The sequence below is a fragment of the Cupriavidus pauculus genome (assembly GCF_002858765.1).
Taxonomy (GTDB): Bacteria; Pseudomonadota; Gammaproteobacteria; order Burkholderiales; family Burkholderiaceae; genus Cupriavidus; species Cupriavidus pauculus_B.
The window spans coordinates 1-18763 of sequence record NZ_PJRP01000030.1; the positions used below are offsets into that span (position 1 = coordinate 1).

The 18763-nt window shown below is 64.2% G+C and carries 20 protein-coding genes and 1 tRNA gene; 8 read left to right on the plus strand and 13 right to left on the minus strand.

Features of this window, described 5'->3' with window-relative positions; genetic code table 11:
• Positions 1 to 314: 314 nt before the first annotated feature.
• Positions 315 to 893, minus strand: coding sequence for a TIGR01841 family phasin PhaP1 (phaP1, locus tag CYJ10_RS32780; RefSeq protein WP_101685603.1), 579 nt, complete (start codon positions 891 to 893; stop codon positions 315 to 317).
• A gap of 468 nt (positions 894 to 1361) precedes the next feature.
• On the opposite strand from phaP1, the gene CYJ10_RS32785 reads away from it, so the two are divergent.
• The 4 genes from CYJ10_RS32785 to pbpG all read left to right on the plus strand — a co-directional run bounded on the left by CYJ10_RS32785 (position 1362) and on the right by pbpG (position 5079).
• Positions 1362 to 2309 (plus strand): histone deacetylase family protein, encoded by a 948-nt coding sequence (locus CYJ10_RS32785; RefSeq protein ID WP_101685604.1) that lies wholly within the window; start codon positions 1362 to 1364, stop codon positions 2307 to 2309.
• Between the two features lie 123 nt (positions 2310 to 2432).
• Positions 2433 to 2876, plus strand: a complete 444-nt coding sequence (locus CYJ10_RS32790; protein ID WP_101685605.1) for an acyl-CoA thioesterase — start codon at positions 2433 to 2435, stop codon at positions 2874 to 2876.
• A gap of 25 nt (positions 2877 to 2901) precedes the next feature.
• Complete coding sequence (locus CYJ10_RS32795; RefSeq protein WP_101685606.1) at positions 2902 to 3597, plus strand: nitroreductase; 696 nt, start codon at positions 2902 to 2904, stop codon at positions 3595 to 3597.
• Between the two features lie 297 nt (positions 3598 to 3894).
• Complete coding sequence (gene pbpG, locus CYJ10_RS32800) at positions 3895 to 5079, plus strand: D-alanyl-D-alanine endopeptidase (protein ID WP_374703331.1); 1185 nt, start codon at positions 3895 to 3897, stop codon at positions 5077 to 5079.
• A 109-nt stretch (positions 5080 to 5188) separates the two neighbouring features.
• Here the strand turns inward: pbpG and CYJ10_RS32805 are convergent, their stop codons facing one another.
• Positions 5189 to 5974 (minus strand): IclR family transcriptional regulator, encoded by a 786-nt coding sequence (locus CYJ10_RS32805; RefSeq protein WP_101685631.1) that lies wholly within the window; start codon positions 5972 to 5974, stop codon positions 5189 to 5191.
• Between the two features lie 234 nt (positions 5975 to 6208).
• Here CYJ10_RS32805 and CYJ10_RS32810 point away from each other — a divergent pair, with 234 nt between their 5' ends.
• The 3 genes from CYJ10_RS32810 to CYJ10_RS32820 are packed head-to-tail and all read left to right on the plus strand — an operon-like array spanning position 6209 to position 8637.
• Entirely contained in the window at positions 6209 to 6934 is a 726-nt protein-coding gene (locus tag CYJ10_RS32810; protein ID WP_101685607.1) for a (Fe-S)-binding protein, read from the plus strand.
• Between the two features lie 27 nt (positions 6935 to 6961).
• A complete protein-coding gene (locus CYJ10_RS32815; protein WP_101685608.1) occupies positions 6962 to 8374 on the plus strand; it encodes a LutB/LldF family L-lactate oxidation iron-sulfur protein in 1413 nt (470 codons plus the stop codon).
• Positions 8371 to 8637, plus strand: a complete 267-nt coding sequence (locus CYJ10_RS32820) for a hypothetical protein (RefSeq protein ID WP_101685609.1) — start codon at positions 8371 to 8373, stop codon at positions 8635 to 8637. Before CYJ10_RS32815 ends, CYJ10_RS32820 begins: the two co-directional genes overlap by 4 nt.
• A 98-nt stretch (positions 8638 to 8735) precedes the next feature.
• On the opposite strand, the gene CYJ10_RS32825 is transcribed toward CYJ10_RS32820, so the two are convergent.
• From CYJ10_RS32825 to CYJ10_RS32845, 5 genes are all read right to left on the minus strand, one after another.
• A complete protein-coding gene (locus tag CYJ10_RS32825) occupies positions 8736 to 9530 on the minus strand; it encodes an ABC transporter ATP-binding protein (RefSeq protein ID WP_101685610.1) in 795 nt (264 codons plus the stop codon).
• A gap of 1 nt (position 9531) precedes the next feature.
• Positions 9532 to 10428 (minus strand): ABC transporter permease, encoded by an 897-nt coding sequence (locus CYJ10_RS32830; RefSeq protein ID WP_101685611.1) that lies wholly within the window; start codon positions 10426 to 10428, stop codon positions 9532 to 9534.
• A gap of 100 nt (positions 10429 to 10528) precedes the next feature.
• The gene (locus CYJ10_RS32835; protein ID WP_101685612.1) at positions 10529 to 11509 is read right to left on the minus strand and encodes an ABC transporter substrate-binding protein; all 981 of its coding nucleotides are present in this window, start codon (positions 11507 to 11509) and stop codon (positions 10529 to 10531) included.
• Between the two features lie 375 nt (positions 11510 to 11884).
• A complete protein-coding gene (locus CYJ10_RS32840; RefSeq protein ID WP_101685632.1) occupies positions 11885 to 12919 on the minus strand; it encodes a quinone-dependent dihydroorotate dehydrogenase in 1035 nt (344 codons plus the stop codon).
• A 155-nt stretch (positions 12920 to 13074) separates the two neighbouring features.
• A complete protein-coding gene (locus CYJ10_RS32845; RefSeq protein WP_101685613.1) occupies positions 13075 to 13872 on the minus strand; it encodes an arginyltransferase in 798 nt (265 codons plus the stop codon).
• A 185-nt stretch (positions 13873 to 14057) separates the two neighbouring features.
• Between CYJ10_RS32845 and CYJ10_RS32850 the strand changes: the two genes are divergently transcribed.
• Positions 14058 to 14501, plus strand: a complete 444-nt coding sequence (locus CYJ10_RS32850) for a hypothetical protein (protein WP_101685614.1) — start codon at positions 14058 to 14060, stop codon at positions 14499 to 14501.
• A gap of 4 nt (positions 14502 to 14505) precedes the next feature.
• On the opposite strand, the gene aat is transcribed toward CYJ10_RS32850, so the two are convergent.
• From aat to boxA, 6 genes are all read right to left on the minus strand, one after another.
• The gene (gene aat, locus CYJ10_RS32855; protein ID WP_101685615.1) at positions 14506 to 15261 is read right to left on the minus strand and encodes a leucyl/phenylalanyl-tRNA--protein transferase; all 756 of its coding nucleotides are present in this window, start codon (positions 15259 to 15261) and stop codon (positions 14506 to 14508) included.
• Positions 15262 to 15301: 40 nt separating this feature from the next.
• Positions 15302 to 15886, minus strand: coding sequence for an NUDIX hydrolase (locus tag CYJ10_RS32860; protein WP_101685616.1), 585 nt, complete (start codon positions 15884 to 15886; stop codon positions 15302 to 15304).
• Positions 15887 to 16090: 204 nt separating this feature from the next.
• Positions 16091 to 16167 (minus strand) — tRNA-Met (locus tag CYJ10_RS32865).
• Positions 16168 to 16298: 131 nt separating this feature from the next.
• A complete protein-coding gene (locus CYJ10_RS32870) occupies positions 16299 to 17063 on the minus strand; it encodes an RES family NAD+ phosphorylase (RefSeq protein ID WP_180863142.1) in 765 nt (254 codons plus the stop codon).
• Positions 17023 to 17412: an antitoxin Xre/MbcA/ParS toxin-binding domain-containing protein gene (locus CYJ10_RS32875; RefSeq protein WP_101685618.1), complete on the minus strand. Its 390-nt coding sequence runs from the start codon at positions 17410 to 17412 to the stop codon at positions 17023 to 17025. Before CYJ10_RS32875 ends, CYJ10_RS32870 begins: the two co-directional genes overlap by 41 nt.
• A gap of 91 nt (positions 17413 to 17503) precedes the next feature.
• Positions 17504 to 18763, minus strand: coding sequence for a benzoyl-CoA 2,3-epoxidase subunit BoxA (gene boxA / locus CYJ10_RS32880; protein WP_101685619.1), 1260 nt, complete (start codon positions 18761 to 18763; stop codon positions 17504 to 17506).

Here is an 18763-nt window from a genome sequence, read left to right on the forward strand (position 1 = left end):
TTCCCAAAACGAAGCTCTTCCGATCTATCTGGCGGGTTTCTTTTTTGGCTTGATAATTCAATTAACCGCCAAGCGATTCCAACAGCATCAAGCGGGCGAAAAAATGCCCGACAACCTGCTGGCAGGGCCGGGCCTGAACGTACTTTTCGGAATGGGTACCGAGGAAAGATCGGTACGGGAAGGGGGGGCGACGGGGCGATGCACCCGCGTCTTGCCTACGCTTCCGTTGGCAAAATACCCATGTCAGCCGGATAGGGCCAGGATGCTTTGCCAACGGACCGGCCGAAGCCGGTACGCTGGAGAACTACGGTGCTTTAGACAGCAGCCGTCGGCTTCTTGGCGGCGGTGCGAGCCGTGGCGCTGGCTTGCTGGGCAGCCTTGGTCGCGGCGGTGGCAGCGGCCTGGAAGTTGGTTTCGGCCATTTCAACAGCCTGCTTGGTGGCCTTCTGGACCGACTCGTAGGCGTTGTTGGCAGCCGAGATGGCCGACTTCACGATGGCGACGGTCGATTCCGAACCGGCCGGGGCGTTCTTGGCGAAGTTATCGACCAGGGCTTGCACGTTCTTCGTGCCTTCGGCCAGCTGGGCTTCGGCAACCTTCGTGAATTCGCTTTGGGTTTCCGAAGCGATTTCGTACAGGTGACGCGTGTAGGCCAGGGTCTTTTCGGCAACCGGTTGCACCAGGGAAGCCTGGATGGCCAGCAGTTCCTGGGCATCCTTGGCACCAAGGGCCTTCTTGGCGTTGTCGACGTTCTCGGCGAACGTAGCCTTGACCACTTGCAGGTTCAGCTCAACCAGCTTCTCGACGCCTTCAAAGGCTTTCGAGGTCAGACCGAACAGGGTCTCGAGGTTGGCTTTTTGTGCGGCTGCAACTTGTTCCGGGGTCAGGATCATTGCTGGTCTCCAGTGGTGAACTTCAAGGTCAAGCAAAAGTAAAATTAAGCCGCCCAGATGTCAGCGCCATGACTTTAAGTGTCTGGCCAGCCCGAGCGTACCTTCGTATGTTTGGCGGCGTTTCCGAGAGCGTTTCGTTCTTTGATGCGCCGCAACAAATCCAATTCTAAGTAAAGTAATTTGGGTGTCAAGCGGTTTTTGTGCGGCGCAACAAAAATACCGGAGGAATGCCCTCCGGAAGGGCATTGCGGGCCACTATCCCGCCATGGGTAAGGGTTTGTCCTGATCTGGTCGTCGGGTGCCAGGGTGGTGCGACGCGAGAAAAACGAGCGTTTCCCATGGTTTGCGGCATCGCCACCGGCCCGGTATCTGACTCGGTGCTACCATCGCTGACTGTCCGGTCGGGAAATGGCGATAACGCGTCACTTTCCGTCCAAAAAACCAGCGCCCGCCCCCCCAGCGCCCCCGATGCTAGCCTTCTACGCCGACCACTTCGTCCTGCCATTGCCGCCTGGGCACCGCTTTCCCATGCGCAAGTACAGCATGCTGCGCGATGCCGTGGTCCGCGAGGTGTCGGGGCTTGAACTGCACGAAGCCCCGCGCGCCGGCGACGATGCGCTCGCGCTGGCCCACTCGGCCGACTACATCGCGGATGTCTCGGCGGGACGGCTCGACCCGGCGCGCCAGCGCGAGATTGGCTTCCCGTGGTCGCATGAAATGGTGGAGCGTTCGCGCCGGTCTGCCGGGGCCACGATTGCCGCATGCCGCACCGCGCTGACGCAGGGCATCGCGGTCAACCTGGCCGGCGGCACGCATCATGCCTACGCCGACAAGGGCGGCGGCTTCTGCGTGTTCAACGACGCGGCCATCGCCGCGCGCCAACTGCAGCGCGATGGCCAGGTGCGACGCGTGGCGGTGATCGATCTCGATGTCCACCAGGGGAATGGCACGGCGTCGATCCTGCGCGACGACCCGTCGGTGTTCACCCTGTCGCTGCATGGCGAGAAGAACTATCCGTTTCGCAAGGAGGCCAGCGATCTCGATGTCGGGCTGCCCGATGGCTGCGACGACGATAGCTATGCGGCCGCGCTGGCCGGTGCCCTGGAAACACTGAAGACGCGCTTTGCCCCGGATCTGCTGATCTATCTGGCTGGCGCCGATCCGCATGAAGACGATCGGCTGGGGCGCCTGCGACTGACAATGGCAGGCCTGGCCCGGCGCGACACGATGGTGTTCGACTTTGCCCTGTCGCACCGGCTGCCGATTGCCGTGGCGATGGCGGGTGGCTATGGCAACCAGATAGAAAACACCGTGGCTGTGCACACGCAGACTGTCGCGCTGGCAGCGGCCTGCCACGCGCGCTACAGCGCATTGGATACCGGCTTTGCGTCGCCCGTGGCGGCAACGGCCGCATGATGCGCTTCGATGCATCGCAAAAAATTTGGAACCTTGTGGCACGCCGTGCGCTCATACGGACCTCCCGTGTGGCTGCGGCGGCGCTGATCCCGTTTCGCTCAATGTTGTCCTGCACCGATTCCGATGAAGCCAGACCCTGATCGCCGTAGTGCGTACGCGCACTTTCAGCCCATCACGACGCGTTGGATGGATAACGATGTGTATGGCCACGTGAACAACGTTGTCTACTACAGTTATTTTGATACGGTCGTGAATGCGTACCTGATCCGGGCAGGCGTACTCGACATCGAGGCCGGTGCCACGATCGGGCTCGTTATCGAGACGCAGTGCAACTACTTCTCGTCGCTGAGCTTTCCCGACACGGTCGTGGCTGGCCTGCGGGTGGCGAAGCTGGGGAATTCGAGCGTGCGCTACGAGGTGGGGCTGTTCCGCAATGACGAAGATGTGGCGGCGGCGCAGGGGCACTTCGTTCACGTGTACGTGGATCGCGAAACGCGCAGGCCGGTGGCATTGCCGCCGGCCTTGCGCCAGGCATTGCAGGCGCTGGTGATTGGCCAGCCGGAATGAACAAGATTTGAGGAGACTACAGAGCATGTCGCACCCAGATGACGCCGCGATTGTCGATCGCGCCATCACGACACGCCGTTCGGTTCGCGCGTTCCTGGATACACCGGTGCCGCGCGAGACCATCGAGGAGATTCTTGCCGTTGCCAGCCGGGCACCGTCGGGCACGAACACGCAGCCCTGGAAGGTCTACGTGCTGGCAGGCGATGCCAAGGCGCGTTTCTGTGCCGATGTGCTTGCCGCTTACGACGACCCCGAGCGCGATGCCAAGTACCGCGAGGAATATCCGTACTACCCGCGCGAATGGGTCGATCCGTATCTGTCACGCCGCCGCAAGGTGGGCTGGGACCTGTACAGCCTGCTGGAGATCAAGCGCGAAGACAAGGCGCGCATGCACGACCAGCACGCCCGCAACTTCCGGTTCTTCGATGCGCCGGTCGGCCTGATCTTCACGATCGACCGGATCATGGAGCAGGGCAGTTGGCTGGACTACGGCATGTTCCTGCAAAGCATCATGGTGGCGGCACGTGCACGCGGCCTGGACACCTGTCCGCAGGCGGCGTTCACGCAGTTCCACGCGATCATCAAGCAGCACCTGCTGCTGACCGAGGAGGAAATGGTGGTGTGCGGCATGTCGCTGGGTTATGCGGATCTGGACGCGACGGCCAATCAATTGACAACCGAACGTGAACCGGTAAGCGGGTTCGTGCGTTTCCTCTCCTGAATTGCCCTGACAGATATCAGGATTCCGCCATGCAGACCGTTATCGACATGAACCGGCACGACACGAGGGTTGTTGACGTGCCCCGTGATCGACGACGACGCGGCGTGACGCCTGAGACTCAAGGGGCGAAAAACTGTTGTATTTGCGTTAGCAATGGTGTGACTTGAATGGCTCTTTTTCCGCAATGCGGAAATGTTTGCGAATCAAACTTTAAAGAGCCGCTGTAAGTCATTAATCTTGCTAAGAATTTCTTAATTTCCTACACTAGCGCCATTCCGTATCCGCGCTGAACAGATCATGTTCCGGACCGATTCCTTCATGTCCCGACTCTTTGGCCTTCCCCAACTGACCGCCATCGCCACCTCGGCGCTGGTGTCCGTTGCCCTGCTGGCCGCGCCGGCAGCGTACGCAGCGACGAAGTCGACTGCGACGAAAACTTCCTCCAAAAAGACCGAAAAGGCCGCAAAGCCCACCAAAAAGGTGGCTTCTGCGAAAGCGGAGGCCTCTCCACGCAAGGTGATTGTCGTCAGAAACGGCAAGCGCACCGTGGTGGCCAGCCGTGCCGCACCGGTGCGCGCCGCGTTCGTGCCGGCCAAGCCGTCGCTAGGCGAGGCGATGGGCCTGCGCGATACCGAGGACGCGCTGTCGCTGCGTTCGTCGGTGGCGCTGGTCATGGACCAGAACACCAACGAGGTGCTGTTCCAGAAAAATCCGACGGCGGTGCTGCCGATTGCATCGATCACCAAGCTGATGACCGCGCTGGTGGTGATGGATTCGCACCTGCCGATGGACGAAATGCTGACGGTGAGCGAGGACGATCGCGACACCGAGAAGCACAGCAGCTCGCGCCTGCGCTTCGGCACGACGCTGACGCGCCACGAGATGCTGTTGCTGGCGCTGATGTCGTCGGAAAACCGCGCCGCGTCGGTGCTGGGTCGCAGCTACCCGGGCGGCCTGCCGGCCTTTGTTGGCGCGATGAACAAGAAGGCGCGCGAACTGGGCATGAACGACAGCCACTTCGTCGATTCGAGCGGCCTGTCGAGCAGCAATGTGTCGAGCGCGATGGATCTGGCACGCCTGGTCAACGCCGCTTACCGCAATCCGACGATCCGCGAATTCTCGACGCAGCCGGAGCACGAGGTCAGCGTGTCCGGCCGCACGATGCACTATGTCAGCACCAACCGCCTGGTACGTGGCGGCAGCTGGGATATCGGCCTGCAGAAGACCGGTTATATCTCGGAAGCTGGCCAGTGCCTGGTCATGCAGACCCGCGTGAACGATCGCAACGTGGTGATGGTATTCCTGGATTCGGTGGGCAAGCTGTCGCGCTTTGCCGATGCCACGCGCGTGCGTTCCTGGCTTGAGCATCAACCCCCGTCGGCAGGGGGCCAACCGCGCCCTTTCCCATCAACGCCCAATCTTACGCAGGGTCCTAAATCCCCTGCGGCGGTCCTGGTATCGCAGCAGTCGCATGGCACCTGAGCAGTAGCCATTGCGCATGGAAAACGCGCCGTGGGGCTTCTGGCCCCCGGCGCGTTCTTTTTTTTCTGGACCGACGGTGCTACCGCCGGGCGGACGATGACGCCTTCGATCAGGCGGCGGGCTCGGGCACGTAGCCCATGCCGCGCGAAATCTGCAGCGCGGTCTCCTTGAGATTTTGCAGCCAGCTGTCCTGCAGGCGGTCGGCCGGGGCCGACAGCGACAGGCCAGCCACGAGCCGGCGGGAATCGTCATAGATGCCCGCGGCAATGCAGCGGACACCCAGTTCCAGTTCCTCGTTGTCGCGCGCATAGCCGTTGGAGCGCACCCAGCTCAGTTCGCGTTCGAGCTTGGCCAGCTCGGTAATCGACGTGCGCGTATGGCCGGCCAGACCGGTGCGCGTGGCATAGGTGCGCACGCGAGTGGCCTCGTCCGCGGCCAGGAACAGCTTGCCGACCGATGTCAGGTGCAGCGGGGCGCGACCGCCAATGGCGCGCACGACCTGCATGCCCGAGCGTTCACTGTAGGCGCGCTCGATATAGACGATCTCGTCGCCTTGACGCACCGACAGGTTCACCGTCTGCCCCGTCACGCGATGCAGCGCGCGCATCGGCGCCAGTGCCGCATCCCGTACCGAAAGCCGCGCCTTGACTAGGTTGCCCAGTTCCAGCAGGCGCATGCCCAGCCGGTAGCTGCCGGGGTCGGAGCGGTCGACAAAGCGGCAGGCCACCATGTCGTTCAGGATGCGGTGCGCGGTGGACGGATGCAGGCCGGTGGTCAGCGACAGCTCTTTCAGGCTGACGGGATCCGCGTGCTGGGCCAGCGCGTCCAGCAGCGTCATCATGCGCTCGATCACCTGGATCGAGGTCTTGCCGGGTGACTTGTCTGCTTCTGCCATGTGGAAAATGTTGCCGTGCGGCAAATTAAGCGTTTGCCTGATTCTATCTCGCATCGTGAAAATTTCAACAGGTGAAACGTGATTTTCGAGATTTCCCTCCATGGATGGGGCTTCCTATCCGGCATGTCATGAGCCACTTTGCATCGCCAGATGAACAGGATTGCGGCGCCCGATGCCCGCAGCGGCGGGGCGAAGGGGCATAATTACGGGTTTCAGGGTCTGGAAAAGGAAGTCATGCGAATCGGACTGTTCGCCACCTGTCTGGTGGACCTCATGCGCCCGGAAATCGGGTTCTCGGTGCTGAAGTTGCTGGAATCGGCTGGCTACGAGGTGATGGTGCCCGAGGCACAGACCTGCTGCGGGCAGCCGGCATACAACTCGGGCGAGCGCGCCGTGTCGCGCGATCTGGCCGAGAAATTCCTGCGCGAGTTCGAGATGTTCGACTACGTGGTGGTGCCGTCCGGGTCCTGCGGCGGCATGATCCGCCACCACTATCACGACCTGCTGCGCGATGACCCCGAACTGCATGGCCGCTACGAGCGGCTGCGCGAACGCGTGTTCGAACTTACCGATTTCCTGGTTAACGTGGCAAAGCTCGACAAGCTCGATTCCGGCTTTGCGGGCCACATCACCTATCACGATTCGTGTTCCGGCCTGCGCGAACTGGGCGTCAAGCAGCAGCCGCGCGCGTTGCTGGGCAAGCTGCCCAACGTGCAACTGACCGAGATGAAGGATTGCGAGGCCTGCTGCGGCTTCGGCGGTACGTTCTCGGTCAAGTACGGCAATATTTCCACGGCGATCGTCGACGAGAAGTGCGCCAACATCAAGGCCAGCGGTGCCGATGCCGTGGTGCTGGGCGACCTGGGCTGCATGCTCAATATCGAAGGCCGGCTGCGCCGCTCGGGCGATGCACAGACGCGCGTGCTCCATATCGCGCAGGTGCTGGCTGGCGACGCCTGACCCGCGAACCACAAGAGAGCCCCCACGATGCAAGTGCATAGCATGGAATTCAAGGCGCGCGCCGGGCAGAAGCTGGCCGACCAGCGCCTGCAGCAGAACCTCAAGAAGCTGTCGACGAAGTTCGTGACGGCCCGTGCCGACGCCATCCGCGATATCGACTTCGACGCCACCCGTGCCGCGCTGAAGGAACGCCGCAACCGCGCCCTGGAAAACCTCGACGTCTGGCTGGCCACGTTTGAAGAAAATGCGACCAAGCGTGGCGCCACGGTGCTGTTTGCCGAGACCACGGCCGACGCTGCCCGGCTCGTCGCCGAAATTGCGCAGAAGCACGGCGTGAAGAAGGTCATCAAGAGCAAGTCGATGGTGACCGAGGAAATGCGGCTGAACCAGGTGCTGGGCGAGATGGGCGTGCAGAGCATCGAGACCGATCTGGGCGAGTACATCCTGCAGATCAACGATGCCGAGCCGCCGTCGCACATCATTGCGCCGGTGATCCACAAGGACAAGGACGAGATTGCCGACCTGTTCGCCAAGGTCCACAACAAGCCGCGCCTGACCGACATTCCCGAGATGACCCGCGAGGCGCGCGAAGTGCTGCGCCCCGAGTTCCTGTCTGCCGACATGGGCGTGACGGGCGGCAATTTCATCATTGCCGAGACCGGTTCCGTGGCGGTGGTCACGAACGAAGGCAACGAGGGCATGTGCACGATCATGCCGCGCGTGCATGTGGCCGTGACGGGCATCGAGAAGGTGTTGCCGACGCTGGAAGACCTGGCCACGGTGATGCGGCTGCTGCCGCGCTCGGCCACGGGGCAGGCGATCTCGAACTACTTCTCGCTGCTGACCGGACCGCGTGCCGAAGGCGAGCGCGATGGCCCGGAGCACATGTACTTCGTGCTGGTCGATGGCGGCCGTAGCGGGCTGATCGGTGGCGAATTCCAGGAGATGCTGCGTTGCATCCGCTGCGGCGCGTGCATGAACCACTGCCCCGTGTACCAGAAGATCGGCGGTCACGCATATGGCTGGGTCTATCCCGGTCCGATGGGCAGCGTGCTGACGCCGAGCTATGTCGGCCTGGCCAATGCCGTGGACCTGCCGCAGGCCGCCACGCTTTGCGGCGAGTGCAACCGGGTGTGTCCGGCATCGATTCCGCTGTCCGACCTGCTGCGCAAGCTGCGCGAAAAGCAGATGGAGCGCCATCTGCGTCCGTGGCAGGAGCGCATGGCGCTGCAGGTCTGGGGCTACGTGGCGCGGCGCCCGGATCTGTATGCCTTTGTCACGCGCATGGGCGCGCGTATGCTGTCACGCATGGGCGGTCGCAGCAAGCTGATTGCCAGCCTGCCAATGGCGGGCAAGGGCTGGACCGAAACACGCGACATGCCGGCCCCGAGCGGCCGCACGTTCCGCGAGCTATACAAGGAAAGGAGGGCGCGTTCATGAGCGCCAATCAGGAAACGCTGGCCGTCATGCGCCAGGCTTTGGATGCCCATCTGACCGGCGCGCTGCCAGCCGGCGAGCTGATCGCCCGGTGGCGGGCAGCGGCACCGTCGCTGACGCTGCCGCCCGTGTTCGGACAGGCAATGGAGGAATTGCTACGTCGCATGGAGATGGCGGCGGTCTTTGCGCAGGACAGCTGCTCGTTTTCGAGCACGGCGGTGACGGATCAGCTTCAGCGCTGGCTGGACAAGGCTGCCACTGCCTGAGAGACGCGCTGGATCCTTCCGACTGCCGGCACGAACAAAAAAGCCCGCTTCGATACCGAGGCGGGCTTTTTTGCGTGCGGCTTGCGCGGCGGGTGCGATCAGCTCAGCAGCAAGGCGTCGTCATCGAGCTGCTCGTGGCGCGTCTGCTCGAACATCTTGAGCAGATCGGGCACGTCCAGGCCCTTGCGCTGGTCGCCCGACACATCGAGCACCACCTGGCCCTGGTGCAGCATCACGGTGCGCTGGCCGTAGTCCAGCGCCTGGCGCATCGAGTGCGTGACCATCATCGTCGTCAGCTGGCTTTCCTCGACGATGCGCGCGGTCAGTTCCAGCACGAACGCTGCGGTCTTCGGGTCCAGCGCCGCCGTATGCTCATCGAGCAGCAGGATGCGCGACGGCTGCAGCGACGCCATCAGCAGGCTCACCGCCTGGCGCTGGCCGCCCGAAAGCAGGCCGATGCGGTCGGTCAGACGGTTTTCCAGGCCCAGGTTCAGCAGGCGCAGCTTGTCGCGGAACAGCTCGCGCGACGGCTTGTTCAGCGCCGGACGGAAACCGCGGCGCGAGCCACGTGCCATGGCCAGCGCCATGTTTTCCTCGATCGTCAGCGCCTCGCAGGTACCGGCCATCGGGTCCTGGAACACGCGGGCCACCAGATGGGCGCGATCCCAGGCGGGCTGGCGCGTGACATCGGTGTCGTCGATCATGATGCGGCCGGTGTCGACCATCGTGTCGCCGCTGACGGCGTTCAGGAAGGTCGACTTGCCGGCACCATTGGACCCGATCACGGCCACGAACTGGCCGGCCGGGATTTCCAGGCTCAGGCCGCGCAGCGCGCGGTTTTCGATCGGCGTGCCCGGATTGAAGGTGAGCTTCAGGTTTTCAGCGCGCAGCATCTCAGGCACCTCCGTTCTTGCGGGCGAACAGCTTCTTGCGCGTGGCGGGCAGCACTAGCGCCAGCGTTACCAGCGCGGCGGTCACCAGGTTCAGATCCTGTGCCTTGAGGCCGATGAATTCGGAATTCAACGCCAGCGCGATGAAGAACCGGTAAAGGATGGCGCCGACCACCACCGCCAGCGTCACGTACACCAGGCGTCGCGCCGGGATGATGGTCTCGCCGATGATCACGGCGGCCAGGCCGATCACGATCGTGCCGATACCCATCGAGATGTCCGAGCCGCCTTGCGTCTGGGCGAACAATGCACCCGCCAGGGCCACCAGCGCGTTCGACAGCGCCATGCCGGCCAGCGTGGCCCGGCCGGTGGGCACGCCCTGGGCACGCGCCATGCGCGGATTGGCGCCGGTGGCGCGCATGGCCAGGCCAAGCTGCGACGAGAAGAACCAGTCCAGCGCCAGCTTGGCGATGATCACCACCACGACCAGCACCAGCGGGCGCAGCACGTAGTCGGGCATCCACTCGGGCTGCAGGATCGTGAAGATGGTCGGCTCGGTGATCAGCGGCACGTTGGGGCGGCCCATGATGCGCAGGTTGATCGAGTACAGCGCGATCATCATCAGGATACTGGCCAGCAGATCCATGATCTTCAGGCGCACGTTGAGCCAGCCGGTGATCCAGCCGGCGATGGCGCCGGCCGCGATGGCCACCAGCGTGGCCATGAACGGATCCTGTCCGGCGGAGATCAGCGTGGCGGCGACTGCGCCACCCAGCGGAAAGCTGCCGTCAACGGTCAGATCGGGAAAATTGAGGATGCGGAACGAGATCAGCACCCCGAGCGCCACGAGGCTGAAGATCAGGCCGATCTCCAGGGCGCCCAGCAGGGAAAAGAGGGACATGGGGGGAATCCTTTGCAGGCCGTCCGGCCGGCCCGGATAGGGCCATTGGGGGCGCTTCGGGCCGCGCGCCACAGGGTAGGGCACGCGGCAACCGGCAGTATTACTTGATGACGGTCTTGGCTTCCTTGACCAGATCCGGCGACAGCGTCACGCCTTGCTTCTCGGCGGCGCCCGTGTTCACGAACAGTTCGAGGTTGTCCGACGTTTGCGAGGCAATCGCGCCCGGCTTCTCGCCCTTCAGGATACGCACCACGACCTTGCCGGTCTGGTGGCCCAGGTCGCCGTAGTTGATGCCCAGCGCGGCGATGGCGCCACGCTTGACGCTGTCGGTATCGGCAGCGATCAGCGGGATCTTCGATTCGTTGGCCACCTTGACCAGCGATTCGTAGGCCGACACCACATTGTTGTCGGTGTTCGTGTAGATCACGTCGACCTTGCCGATCAGGCTCTTGGCAGCCGGGCCGATGTCCACGGTACGCGGTGCGGCGGCTTCCTTCAGCGACATGCCCTGCTTGGCCAGCAGGTCCTTCAGTTCCTTGACCACCACCACCGAGTTGGCTTCACCGGGGTTGTAGACCATGCCGACGGTCTTGGCCTTGGGCACCACGCGCTTGATCAGCGACACCTGCTTGTCCAGCGGCAGCTTGTCCGACACGCCGGTCACGTTGGTGCCCGTCGCGCCCCAGCCCTTCACCAGCTGTGCAGCCACCGGATCGGTCACGCCCGAGTACACCACGGGCACGGTCTTGGTGGCGGCTACCACGGCCTGGGCCGACGGCGTGGCGATGGCCACGATCGCGCTCGGCTGGTCGCCCACGAACTTGCGGGCGATCTGGGCGGCGGTGCCCGGGTTGCCCTGGGCGCTCTGGTATTCCCACTTCAGGTTCTTGTCGGCGTCGTAGCCGGCGGTCTTCAGTTCGTCGCGCACGCCATCGCGGATGGCGTCGAGCGCGGGGTGATCCACGATCGACAGGACCTTCACGGTGGCGGTCTGGGCCTGCACGGCGCCGCCGTAGAGCAGGGCCAGCGCTACCGCGCTGCCGAGGATGGACTGGGTGGTGGATGCCTTGAGACGCAGCATGTAATTGTTCTCCCCCGAGGGTTCGGTGCTTTTCAGTCAGTCAGCCGCAAACGGTACGACAGCCGTCCTGACGGGCGCCGGCAGGCCGAAAGGGCATCTGCGGGCTGCCCGGCGGTCCATATGCGGACGCGGCGCGCCCGGCGGCAGGTACGGGCACGCGCGTGATCACATCGGATGCGACGGCGCGAAGCCTGCGAGCATACCATTTTCGGCCCCTGCTGGGATCGCTTTTGGTGCTGCATCGCGCCATATCCTGCCGAAAAACACCCTCCAAAGAAGGGTGTGCCGCAAGATATTGCGCGAGATTGTCATTTTTCGCGTGAATGCGCCCGATGGCCGACACGGGGTAGCAGCCCGGACGCACCCGCTTGGGGCCTACCGGCGCAGGGCGGCGGCGCAGTCGCGTACCAGCGTCGGGCCGCGGTAAATCAAGCCGCTGTAGACCTGTACCAGCTGCGCGCCGGCATCGATTTTGGCGCGCGCGCCCGCGCCGTCGAAGATGCCGCCCACGCCAATAATTGGCAGATCATTGCCAACGACCTTGCGCAGTTCACGCACCACGCGCGTCGATGCCTCGAAGACAGGGCGGCCGGACAGGCCACCGGCTTCCTCGGCATGGGGCAGGCCCTTCACCGCGTCGCGCGAGATGGTGGTGTTGGTGGCGATCACGCCGTCGATGCCATGGCGCACCAGCGCGTCACCGATATTGCGGATCTGGTCGTCATCCAGATCGGGAGCGATCTTCAGCGCCACCGGCACGTAGCGCTTGTGCTGGTCGGCAAGGCGCTGCTGGGCGGTCTTGAGCGTGGACAGCAGGCTGTCCAGTTCGCTGGCGCCCTGCAGCTGGCGCAGGTTCTTGGTGTTGGGCGACGAGATGTTCACCGTCACGTAGCTGGCGTGCGGATAGACGCGCTCCAGGCAGTACAGATAGTCGTCCGCTGCGCGCTCGATCGGCGTATCGGCGTTCTTGCCGATGTTCAGGCCCAGTACGCCGCCTTCGGCCTTCCAGCGCGAAGCCTGCACGTTGCGGATGAACGCGTCGACGCCGCCATTGTTGAAGCCCATGCGGTTGATCAGCGCATCGGCCTGCGGCAGGCGGAACATGCGCGGACGCGGATTGCCTGCCTGGGCGCGCGGCGTGACGGTGCCTACCTCGATAAAGCCGAAACCGAACGCGGCCAGGCCATCGATATAGGCCCCGTCCTTGTCCAGCCCTGCGGCCAGACCCACCGGGTTCGGGAAGCGGATGCCCATCACGGTGCGCGGATCGTCGGCGATGCTGTTGCCGAGGCAGCCGGCCAGGCCCATGCGATGGGCCCGCATCAGATTGTTCAGGGTGAAATGGTGGGCGTCCTCCGCGTCCATGGAGAACAGGGCGGGGCGAAAGAGGGGATAGAGCGCGTTGAGCACGGGTGGGGCGCGGCCGGGGCCGGCGAGGAGTCGGAACCAGGGCGGCATTGTAGCCGTTCAGGCCACGGTTGCCCCCAATTTCGCCCTGTTCTGGCTCGAATTGCCCCGTTTCGCGCTGGTTTGCCTGCCTTTGCCCCGCGGCCTGCGTCTGGCGCTTATTCCTGTGCCGGACCGGGATTCGGCTGGGGCTGCGGGTCCGGCGTGGCGGGTGCACCCTCGAACGCGTGCCACTGGTTGCCAGTCAGCACCTGCAGCGGCTGGAAGCGCGCCTTGTAGGCCATCTTGCGGCTGTCTGCAATCCAGTAGCCAAGGTACAGGTGTGGCAGGCCCAGCTCCCGGGTCTGATTGATCTGCCAGAGGATGTTGTAAGTGCCGTAGCTGGTGCCAGTCGCCAGCGGGTCATAGAACGTGTAGACCGACGACAATCCGTCGTCGAGCACATCGATCATGCTGACCATGCGCAGCTTGCCGGCCTCCGCCGAACCGGGCGGCTCGCGGAATTCCACCAGCCGGGAATTGACCCGGCTTTGCAGCAGGAACTGCTCGTACTGGTCGCGGCTGTCCTGGTCCATGCCGCCGCCGGCGTGGCGCATCGACTGGTAGAGCAGATACAGCGCGTAGTGCTCTTCCACGTACGTCAGCGGTGCCACCAGGGCCTGCAGGCCCTGATGCTGCTTCCACGCGCGACGCTGGCTGCGGTCGGGCTCGAACTGGTCCACCAGCACCCGGCACGGCGTGCAGGCGCGGCATTCGTCGCAATAGGGACGGTACGTGAATATGCCGCTGCGGCGAAACCCGGCCCGCACCAGCCGCGAGTAGACATCGGCGTTGATCAGGTGGGCGGGGGTTGCTACCTGCGAGCGCGCCATGCGGCCTTCCAGGTAGCTGCAAGCGTAGGGCGCCGTCGCATAAAACTGCAGCGCGGAGAGCGGAAGTTCCTTCAGCTTGCTCATGACGTCGAATGAGGGGGCGGCGCGTCGGACGCCGGCATTGCGGGTCTGAGTGGCAGTCTATCAGAGCCCATTGGGGCACGTCTGCAAGCCGCATTGGCACGGCGGCCGGCAATTTGAGATTCCTCGCATTGTTTTCAGGCCGGCGGCTTTTTACGATGGGCTCTCTGATACTTCAGGAGCACATCATGGCCTCGTTGCCGTTCGAGGAAGGTTTGGGAAAGACGCAGTCCGGCACGACACTGGTTGCCGGCTACCCCGTGGGGCGGTGGACGCGCTACGCCGACATGGCGGCCGTGGCCGGTGTCGGGATTGGGTTGCTCGTCGCGGTGTTCGGCATGCTGGACTACCAGCGCAAGGCCTTCGGCGACATGATGGCGCCCCTTGTCGACGCCATATCGGAAATGGACAAGCGACTCAGCGGGGAAATCGCGGCGGTGGACAAAAAGCTCAGTGGGGAAATGAAGGGGCTGGAAGCGCGGCTCGTCGACAGTATCGAAGGGACGCACCGACGCATCGACGACACCAACCGGCACCTGGCCGAAACCAATCAGCGCCTTGCCGGGCTGGAGAAGGAGATGGGTGGCATCAACGTCCGCCTGGGCCGGCTGGAAGGCAAGGCCGGCAAATGAAAGCTCAGGGTGCGCCGTCGATGCCGTTCGTGCCGGTCCAGCGGCGCAGTTCGCCCTTGTCGAAATCCCACGGCGCGATGGCTGGCGAAGCGGCCGCGGCGCGGACATGCGCGAGGAAGTCGGCGCGCGGGATCGGCGCCGCGCCAAGCGATGCCAGATGGTCGGTTTCCTGCTGGCAGTCGACCATGGTGACGCCGTGGCGTTCCAGGAACGCACAGAGTGCCGCCAGCGCAATCTTCGAGGCATCGGTCCGATGGGCGAACATCGATTCCCCGTAGAACATGCGTCCCAGTGCCACGCCGTACAGGCCGCCGACGCGCTCGCCCTGGTACCAGGCTTCGACGGAATGCGCCAGGTCAAGCCGGTGCAGGGCACCGTACGCGGCAATGATTTCGTTTGTGATCCACGTGCCGAGTTGGCCATCGCGTGGCGTCATGGCGCAGGCGCGCATGACCTCCGTGAAGCTGTCGTCAACGCGGATTTCCCAGTCGGGGTCGCGCAGCACGCGGCGCAATGTCTTGCGGAATGAGGGGGATATCTTGAGGGCGGCAGGCACCAGCACCATGCGCGGGTCAGTGCTCCACCACAACACGGGCTGGCCTTCGGAGTACCACGGAAAAATGCCCTGGCGATACGCCAGCAGCAGGCGCTGCGGTGTCAGGTCGCGGCTGGCCGCGAGCAGTCCGGGTGCGTCGCTGGCAGGGCCTAGCGCACGCTCGACCGGCGGAAACGGGTCCTGCGGGTCGAGCCAGGTAATCATGCCGGAAACGGGAGGATGGGCGGTGCCGCCTGGATTGCGGTTACGGGGTGACGGTGGCGCGGCTGGTAAGCGGGCGCATCGGCTTGTCGATGTCGAGCGTGTGCAGGCGGAAGTCGCCGGCGGCGATCCTGCCCGCGGCGCGATCGGCAAAGAAGCAGCGAAGCGTGTGGATCACGGTCGGGAAGGCCAGGTCGTCCCAGGGCACGTCGGCCTCGTCGACGAGCTTGACCTCCAGGCTTTCTTCGCCGGGAGCGATGTCCAGATCGTTCATTTTCGCCAGATAGAACAGATGCACCTGATGCACGTGCGGTACGTTGAGCATCGAGAACAACTCGCCGACCTCCACGCGCGCTCCGGCTTCCTCGAGCGTCTCGCGAGCCGCAGCCTGGGCCGTCGTTTCGCCAATTTCCATGAAGCCGGCGGGCAGTGTCCAGAACCCGTAGCGCGGCTCGATGGCGCGCTTGCAGATCAGGATCTTGTCTTCCCAGACCGGAATCGTGCCCACGACATTGCGCGGATTGACGTAGTGGATGGCGCCGCAGTTGTCGCACATGCTGCGCGGGCGGTTGTCGCCTTCTGGCACGCGCAACACAACCGCATGACCACAGTTCGAGCAGAATTTCATGGGAGGCGTCCGGGAAGAATGGGGGCAAGTGTATCACCGCGCCGGAGACTCGCTTTGGTGCTTGCGCGATGTGGCGCGCGAAGCGTAGCGATGGTGTGCCGCGCCTGGCGGGCGGCATGCACGTGCCACGATACAAAACAAAAAACCCGCCGATTGGCGGGTTTGCTGTGCGACTACCTGACGGTGCCGATCATCTTGATCGGTTGGTTGCGGGGGCAGGATTTGAACCTGCGACCTTCGGGTTATGAGCCCGACGAGCTGCCAGACTGCTCCACCCCGCGTCCGTCGAAGCTGTGATTATAGGTGACCTACTGACGCATTGCAACAGAAACTTAAAAGTTCTGCGATGGCGTGCGGATCTGACGCGTTCTCGCCGCGCCTGAACTATTGGAGCGCTATTACGGACGGGCGTTCAAACCGCCGGCGGACTTTCACTTGTGCGGCGCGGCAGCGGCCGCCATGCGGCACTTTCAAACTCGAAGCTGTCGCGCTGCCGCAAGTCATCGCGCTGCCAGATCACGCGGTCATGGCGCACCGTGAGCATCCAGGTAGTGGTAGCCAGCGGTTGTAGCGGGTCGAAGGCGCGCGGCGTCAGCACGGCCACGCAGATGCCCGGCTCGGGATCGCGCACCGAGGTATAGCGGATCAGGCCGACGCCGGCCTCCCGCGCGGTGCGCGCGAACGTCTGGCAGGCGCCGTAGTCGGCGGGGTCGGTCCATTGCGCGGCATCCTGCGTGAAGGGGGGGGCGTCCAGTGCCACGCCATCGCTGCGGACACCCACCTGGAACAGTGTCTGCGCGCGGGCATCGATGCGGGGCAGGGCCGGGCAGTCCATCAAGAAGCGCCAGCGCCAGTAGCCCAGTTCGGCGCAGGCGGTGCGGATCGATTCCGCGCCGTAGAACACGCCGGGGTCCTGGCCGCCGCGAAAGCGCGAGCCCCATTCGGTGGCCGGATAGCGGAAGGGCGTAAAGATCAGGTAGTGCAGTGGGCGCGCGTCGGGTGGGACGACTGGTTTGCCTGCATCGATCACGGCTTCCAGCACGGCCTGCTCTTCGAGTGTGTCGACCAGGGGCATGGTCGAGACAACATGCTGGGCTTCCACGGCCCGCCAGATCGTGAGCGCGAACGGCCTGCGCTCAGATGCGACCGCGGGTGGCGTCCAGGTAGTGAACGACACGAACGAGGCCCTCAGTGGTACGGATCAGTTCCAGCGGCTTGCCGCCAAGCGAGATGTTGTCGTGGGTCAGCCAGAGTCGCGCCTGCTCGTCGTGACCAAGGATGGCGTCCAGCGACCGGAACAGGCGGACGAACAGGACGGCGAACTCCCATTCTTTTCGATGCGTATCGAGCACATATCCGCCCGAGGCCATGCGAGACACCGACGCGGTGCTGATGCCCAGCACGCTGGCGACGATGGCCTGGCTGATGCCCAGGAAGCCGGCCGCGCGCATGACTGCCTTGGTCAGCGTCACGCCGGGATCAGGGCTGCCGGTGGGCGCCGTCTCCGGAATCTGCCTCGATTGCATCGCCTAAGGTCTCCTGTTTCTTGAGAAACATTATAGGCGGCAGGTTTCAGTTGGGAAGTTGCAAATGGAGACAGTTCCGGACACTCGCCAATCAGTAGGTTTCGATGTGCAGTCGGCCTTCCGCGCGCAGGCGCGCCTCGACATCCATCCAGGACAGGCCAGCCGCGGCACAGACTTCGGAGAACGCCTCCAGCACGCCTTCCTCCATGCCCTTGAGCCCGCAGATATAGACGTAGCCATGCGGGTCGCCGAGCAATGCGGCGACGCCCGGGGTGGCCTCGCGTATCGCATCCTGCACATACCGGCGCGGTACGTCGGGATCGCGCGAGAACGCGAAGTGGATGTCCAGAAAGTCTTTCGGCAGCTTCAGCAGCGGGCCGAAGTAGGGCAGTTCGCGCCGGTTGCGGGCGCCGAAGAACAGCAGGCGGCGGCCGCCGAAGTGGCTCACGTTGCGCCGCATCCGCTCGGTCATGGCGCGCATCGGTGCCGATCCGGTACCGGTGCAGATCATCATCACGCTGGCTTCGCGGTGGTTCGGCATCAGGAACGTATTGCCGAACGGGCCCACCACCTGCACGGCGTCGCCCTTGTTCAGGTCGCACAGGAAATTCGAGGCCACGCCGCGCACCGGGTTGCCGTCATGGTCGGTGTCCACGCGCTTCACGGTCAGCGCCAGGTTGTTGTAGCCGGGGCGCTCGCCGTCGCGCGGGCTGGCCACCGAATACATGCGGATGTAATGCGGCTTGCCCGATGCATCGGTGCCGGGCGGCACGATGCCGATGGCCTGGCCTTCGAGTATCGGAAAGAACTGGTTGCCGAAGTCCAGCACGATATGGTGGATATCGCTCGACGCATCGTCCTCCGTCAGCCGGTAGTTGCCGGCCACCGTGGCGGTCAGCGGTTCCCGCACGCCATGCAGGTTGACGTACGGATGCGCCGCGGACCACGGCGCCTTGGGCGAGGTATGGCGGCTGGTTTCCACTGCCTGCACCGTCACCGGCTTGCTCGATGTGGCGGCCTCGCCAATCGCCTGGTCGGCGGCTGTTGCGGCGTCGATCGCGGCGTCGATGACCGCTTCGGTCAGCGGCACCTCGGCGGGCAGTTCGTCCCAGCCCAGTTGCGCCTCGATGGTGTAGGCCTGGCCATTGAACATGGTGCGCCAGTTGTCGATGGCGCCCGTGGGGCAGGGCGACAGGCACGCGCCGCAGCCGTTGCAGACGTCGGCCTTGACCACGTAGTTGCGGTCGTCGTGGGTGATGGCGTCGATCGGGCAGGTGTCTTCGCAGGTGTTGCAGCGAATGCAGATTTCCGGATCGATCAGATGTTGCTTGATGATGTCGGCGGCGCCCAT

Coding starts and splice junctions, on each gene's coding strand:
- CYJ10_RS32830 (WP_101685611.1), bottom strand. CDS start 10,428: ATGTCCCTCTTTTCCCTGCTGGGCGCCCTGGAGATCGGCCTGATCTTC.
- boxA (WP_101685619.1), bottom strand. CDS start 18,763: ATGGGCGCCGCCGACATCATCAAGCAACATCTGATCGATCCGGAAATC.
- CYJ10_RS32825 (WP_101685610.1), bottom strand. CDS start 9,530: ATGCTGCGCGCTGAAAACCTGAAGCTCACCTTCAATCCGGGCACGCCG.
- CYJ10_RS32845 (WP_101685613.1), bottom strand. CDS start 13,872: ATGAGCAAGCTGAAGGAACTTCCGCTCTCCGCGCTGCAGTTTTATGCG.
- CYJ10_RS32805 (WP_101685631.1), bottom strand. CDS start 5,974: ATGGCAGAAGCAGACAAGTCACCCGGCAAGACCTCGATCCAGGTGATC.
- CYJ10_RS32820 (WP_101685609.1), top strand. CDS start 8,371: ATGAGCGCCAATCAGGAAACGCTGGCCGTCATGCGCCAGGCTTTGGAT.
- CYJ10_RS32835 (WP_101685612.1), bottom strand. CDS start 11,509: ATGCTGCGTCTCAAGGCATCCACCACCCAGTCCATCCTCGGCAGCGCG.
- pbpG (WP_374703331.1), top strand. CDS start 3,895: ATGTTCCGGACCGATTCCTTCATGTCCCGACTCTTTGGCCTTCCCCAA.
- CYJ10_RS32860 (WP_101685616.1), bottom strand. CDS start 15,886: ATGAAATTCTGCTCGAACTGTGGTCATGCGGTTGTGTTGCGCGTGCCA.
- aat (WP_101685615.1), bottom strand. CDS start 15,261: ATGATTACCTGGCTCGACCCGCAGGACCCGTTTCCGCCGGTCGAGCGT.
- CYJ10_RS32875 (WP_101685618.1), bottom strand. CDS start 17,412: ATGCAATCGAGGCAGATTCCGGAGACGGCGCCCACCGGCAGCCCTGAT.
- CYJ10_RS32790 (WP_101685605.1), top strand. CDS start 2,433: ATGAAGCCAGACCCTGATCGCCGTAGTGCGTACGCGCACTTTCAGCCC.
- phaP1 (WP_101685603.1), bottom strand. CDS start 893: ATGATCCTGACCCCGGAACAAGTTGCAGCCGCACAAAAAGCCAACCTC.
- CYJ10_RS32785 (WP_101685604.1), top strand. CDS start 1,362: ATGCTAGCCTTCTACGCCGACCACTTCGTCCTGCCATTGCCGCCTGGG.
- CYJ10_RS32810 (WP_101685607.1), top strand. CDS start 6,209: ATGCGAATCGGACTGTTCGCCACCTGTCTGGTGGACCTCATGCGCCCG.
- CYJ10_RS32795 (WP_101685606.1), top strand. CDS start 2,902: ATGTCGCACCCAGATGACGCCGCGATTGTCGATCGCGCCATCACGACA.
- CYJ10_RS32850 (WP_101685614.1), top strand. CDS start 14,058: ATGGCCTCGTTGCCGTTCGAGGAAGGTTTGGGAAAGACGCAGTCCGGC.
- CYJ10_RS32815 (WP_101685608.1), top strand. CDS start 6,962: ATGCAAGTGCATAGCATGGAATTCAAGGCGCGCGCCGGGCAGAAGCTG.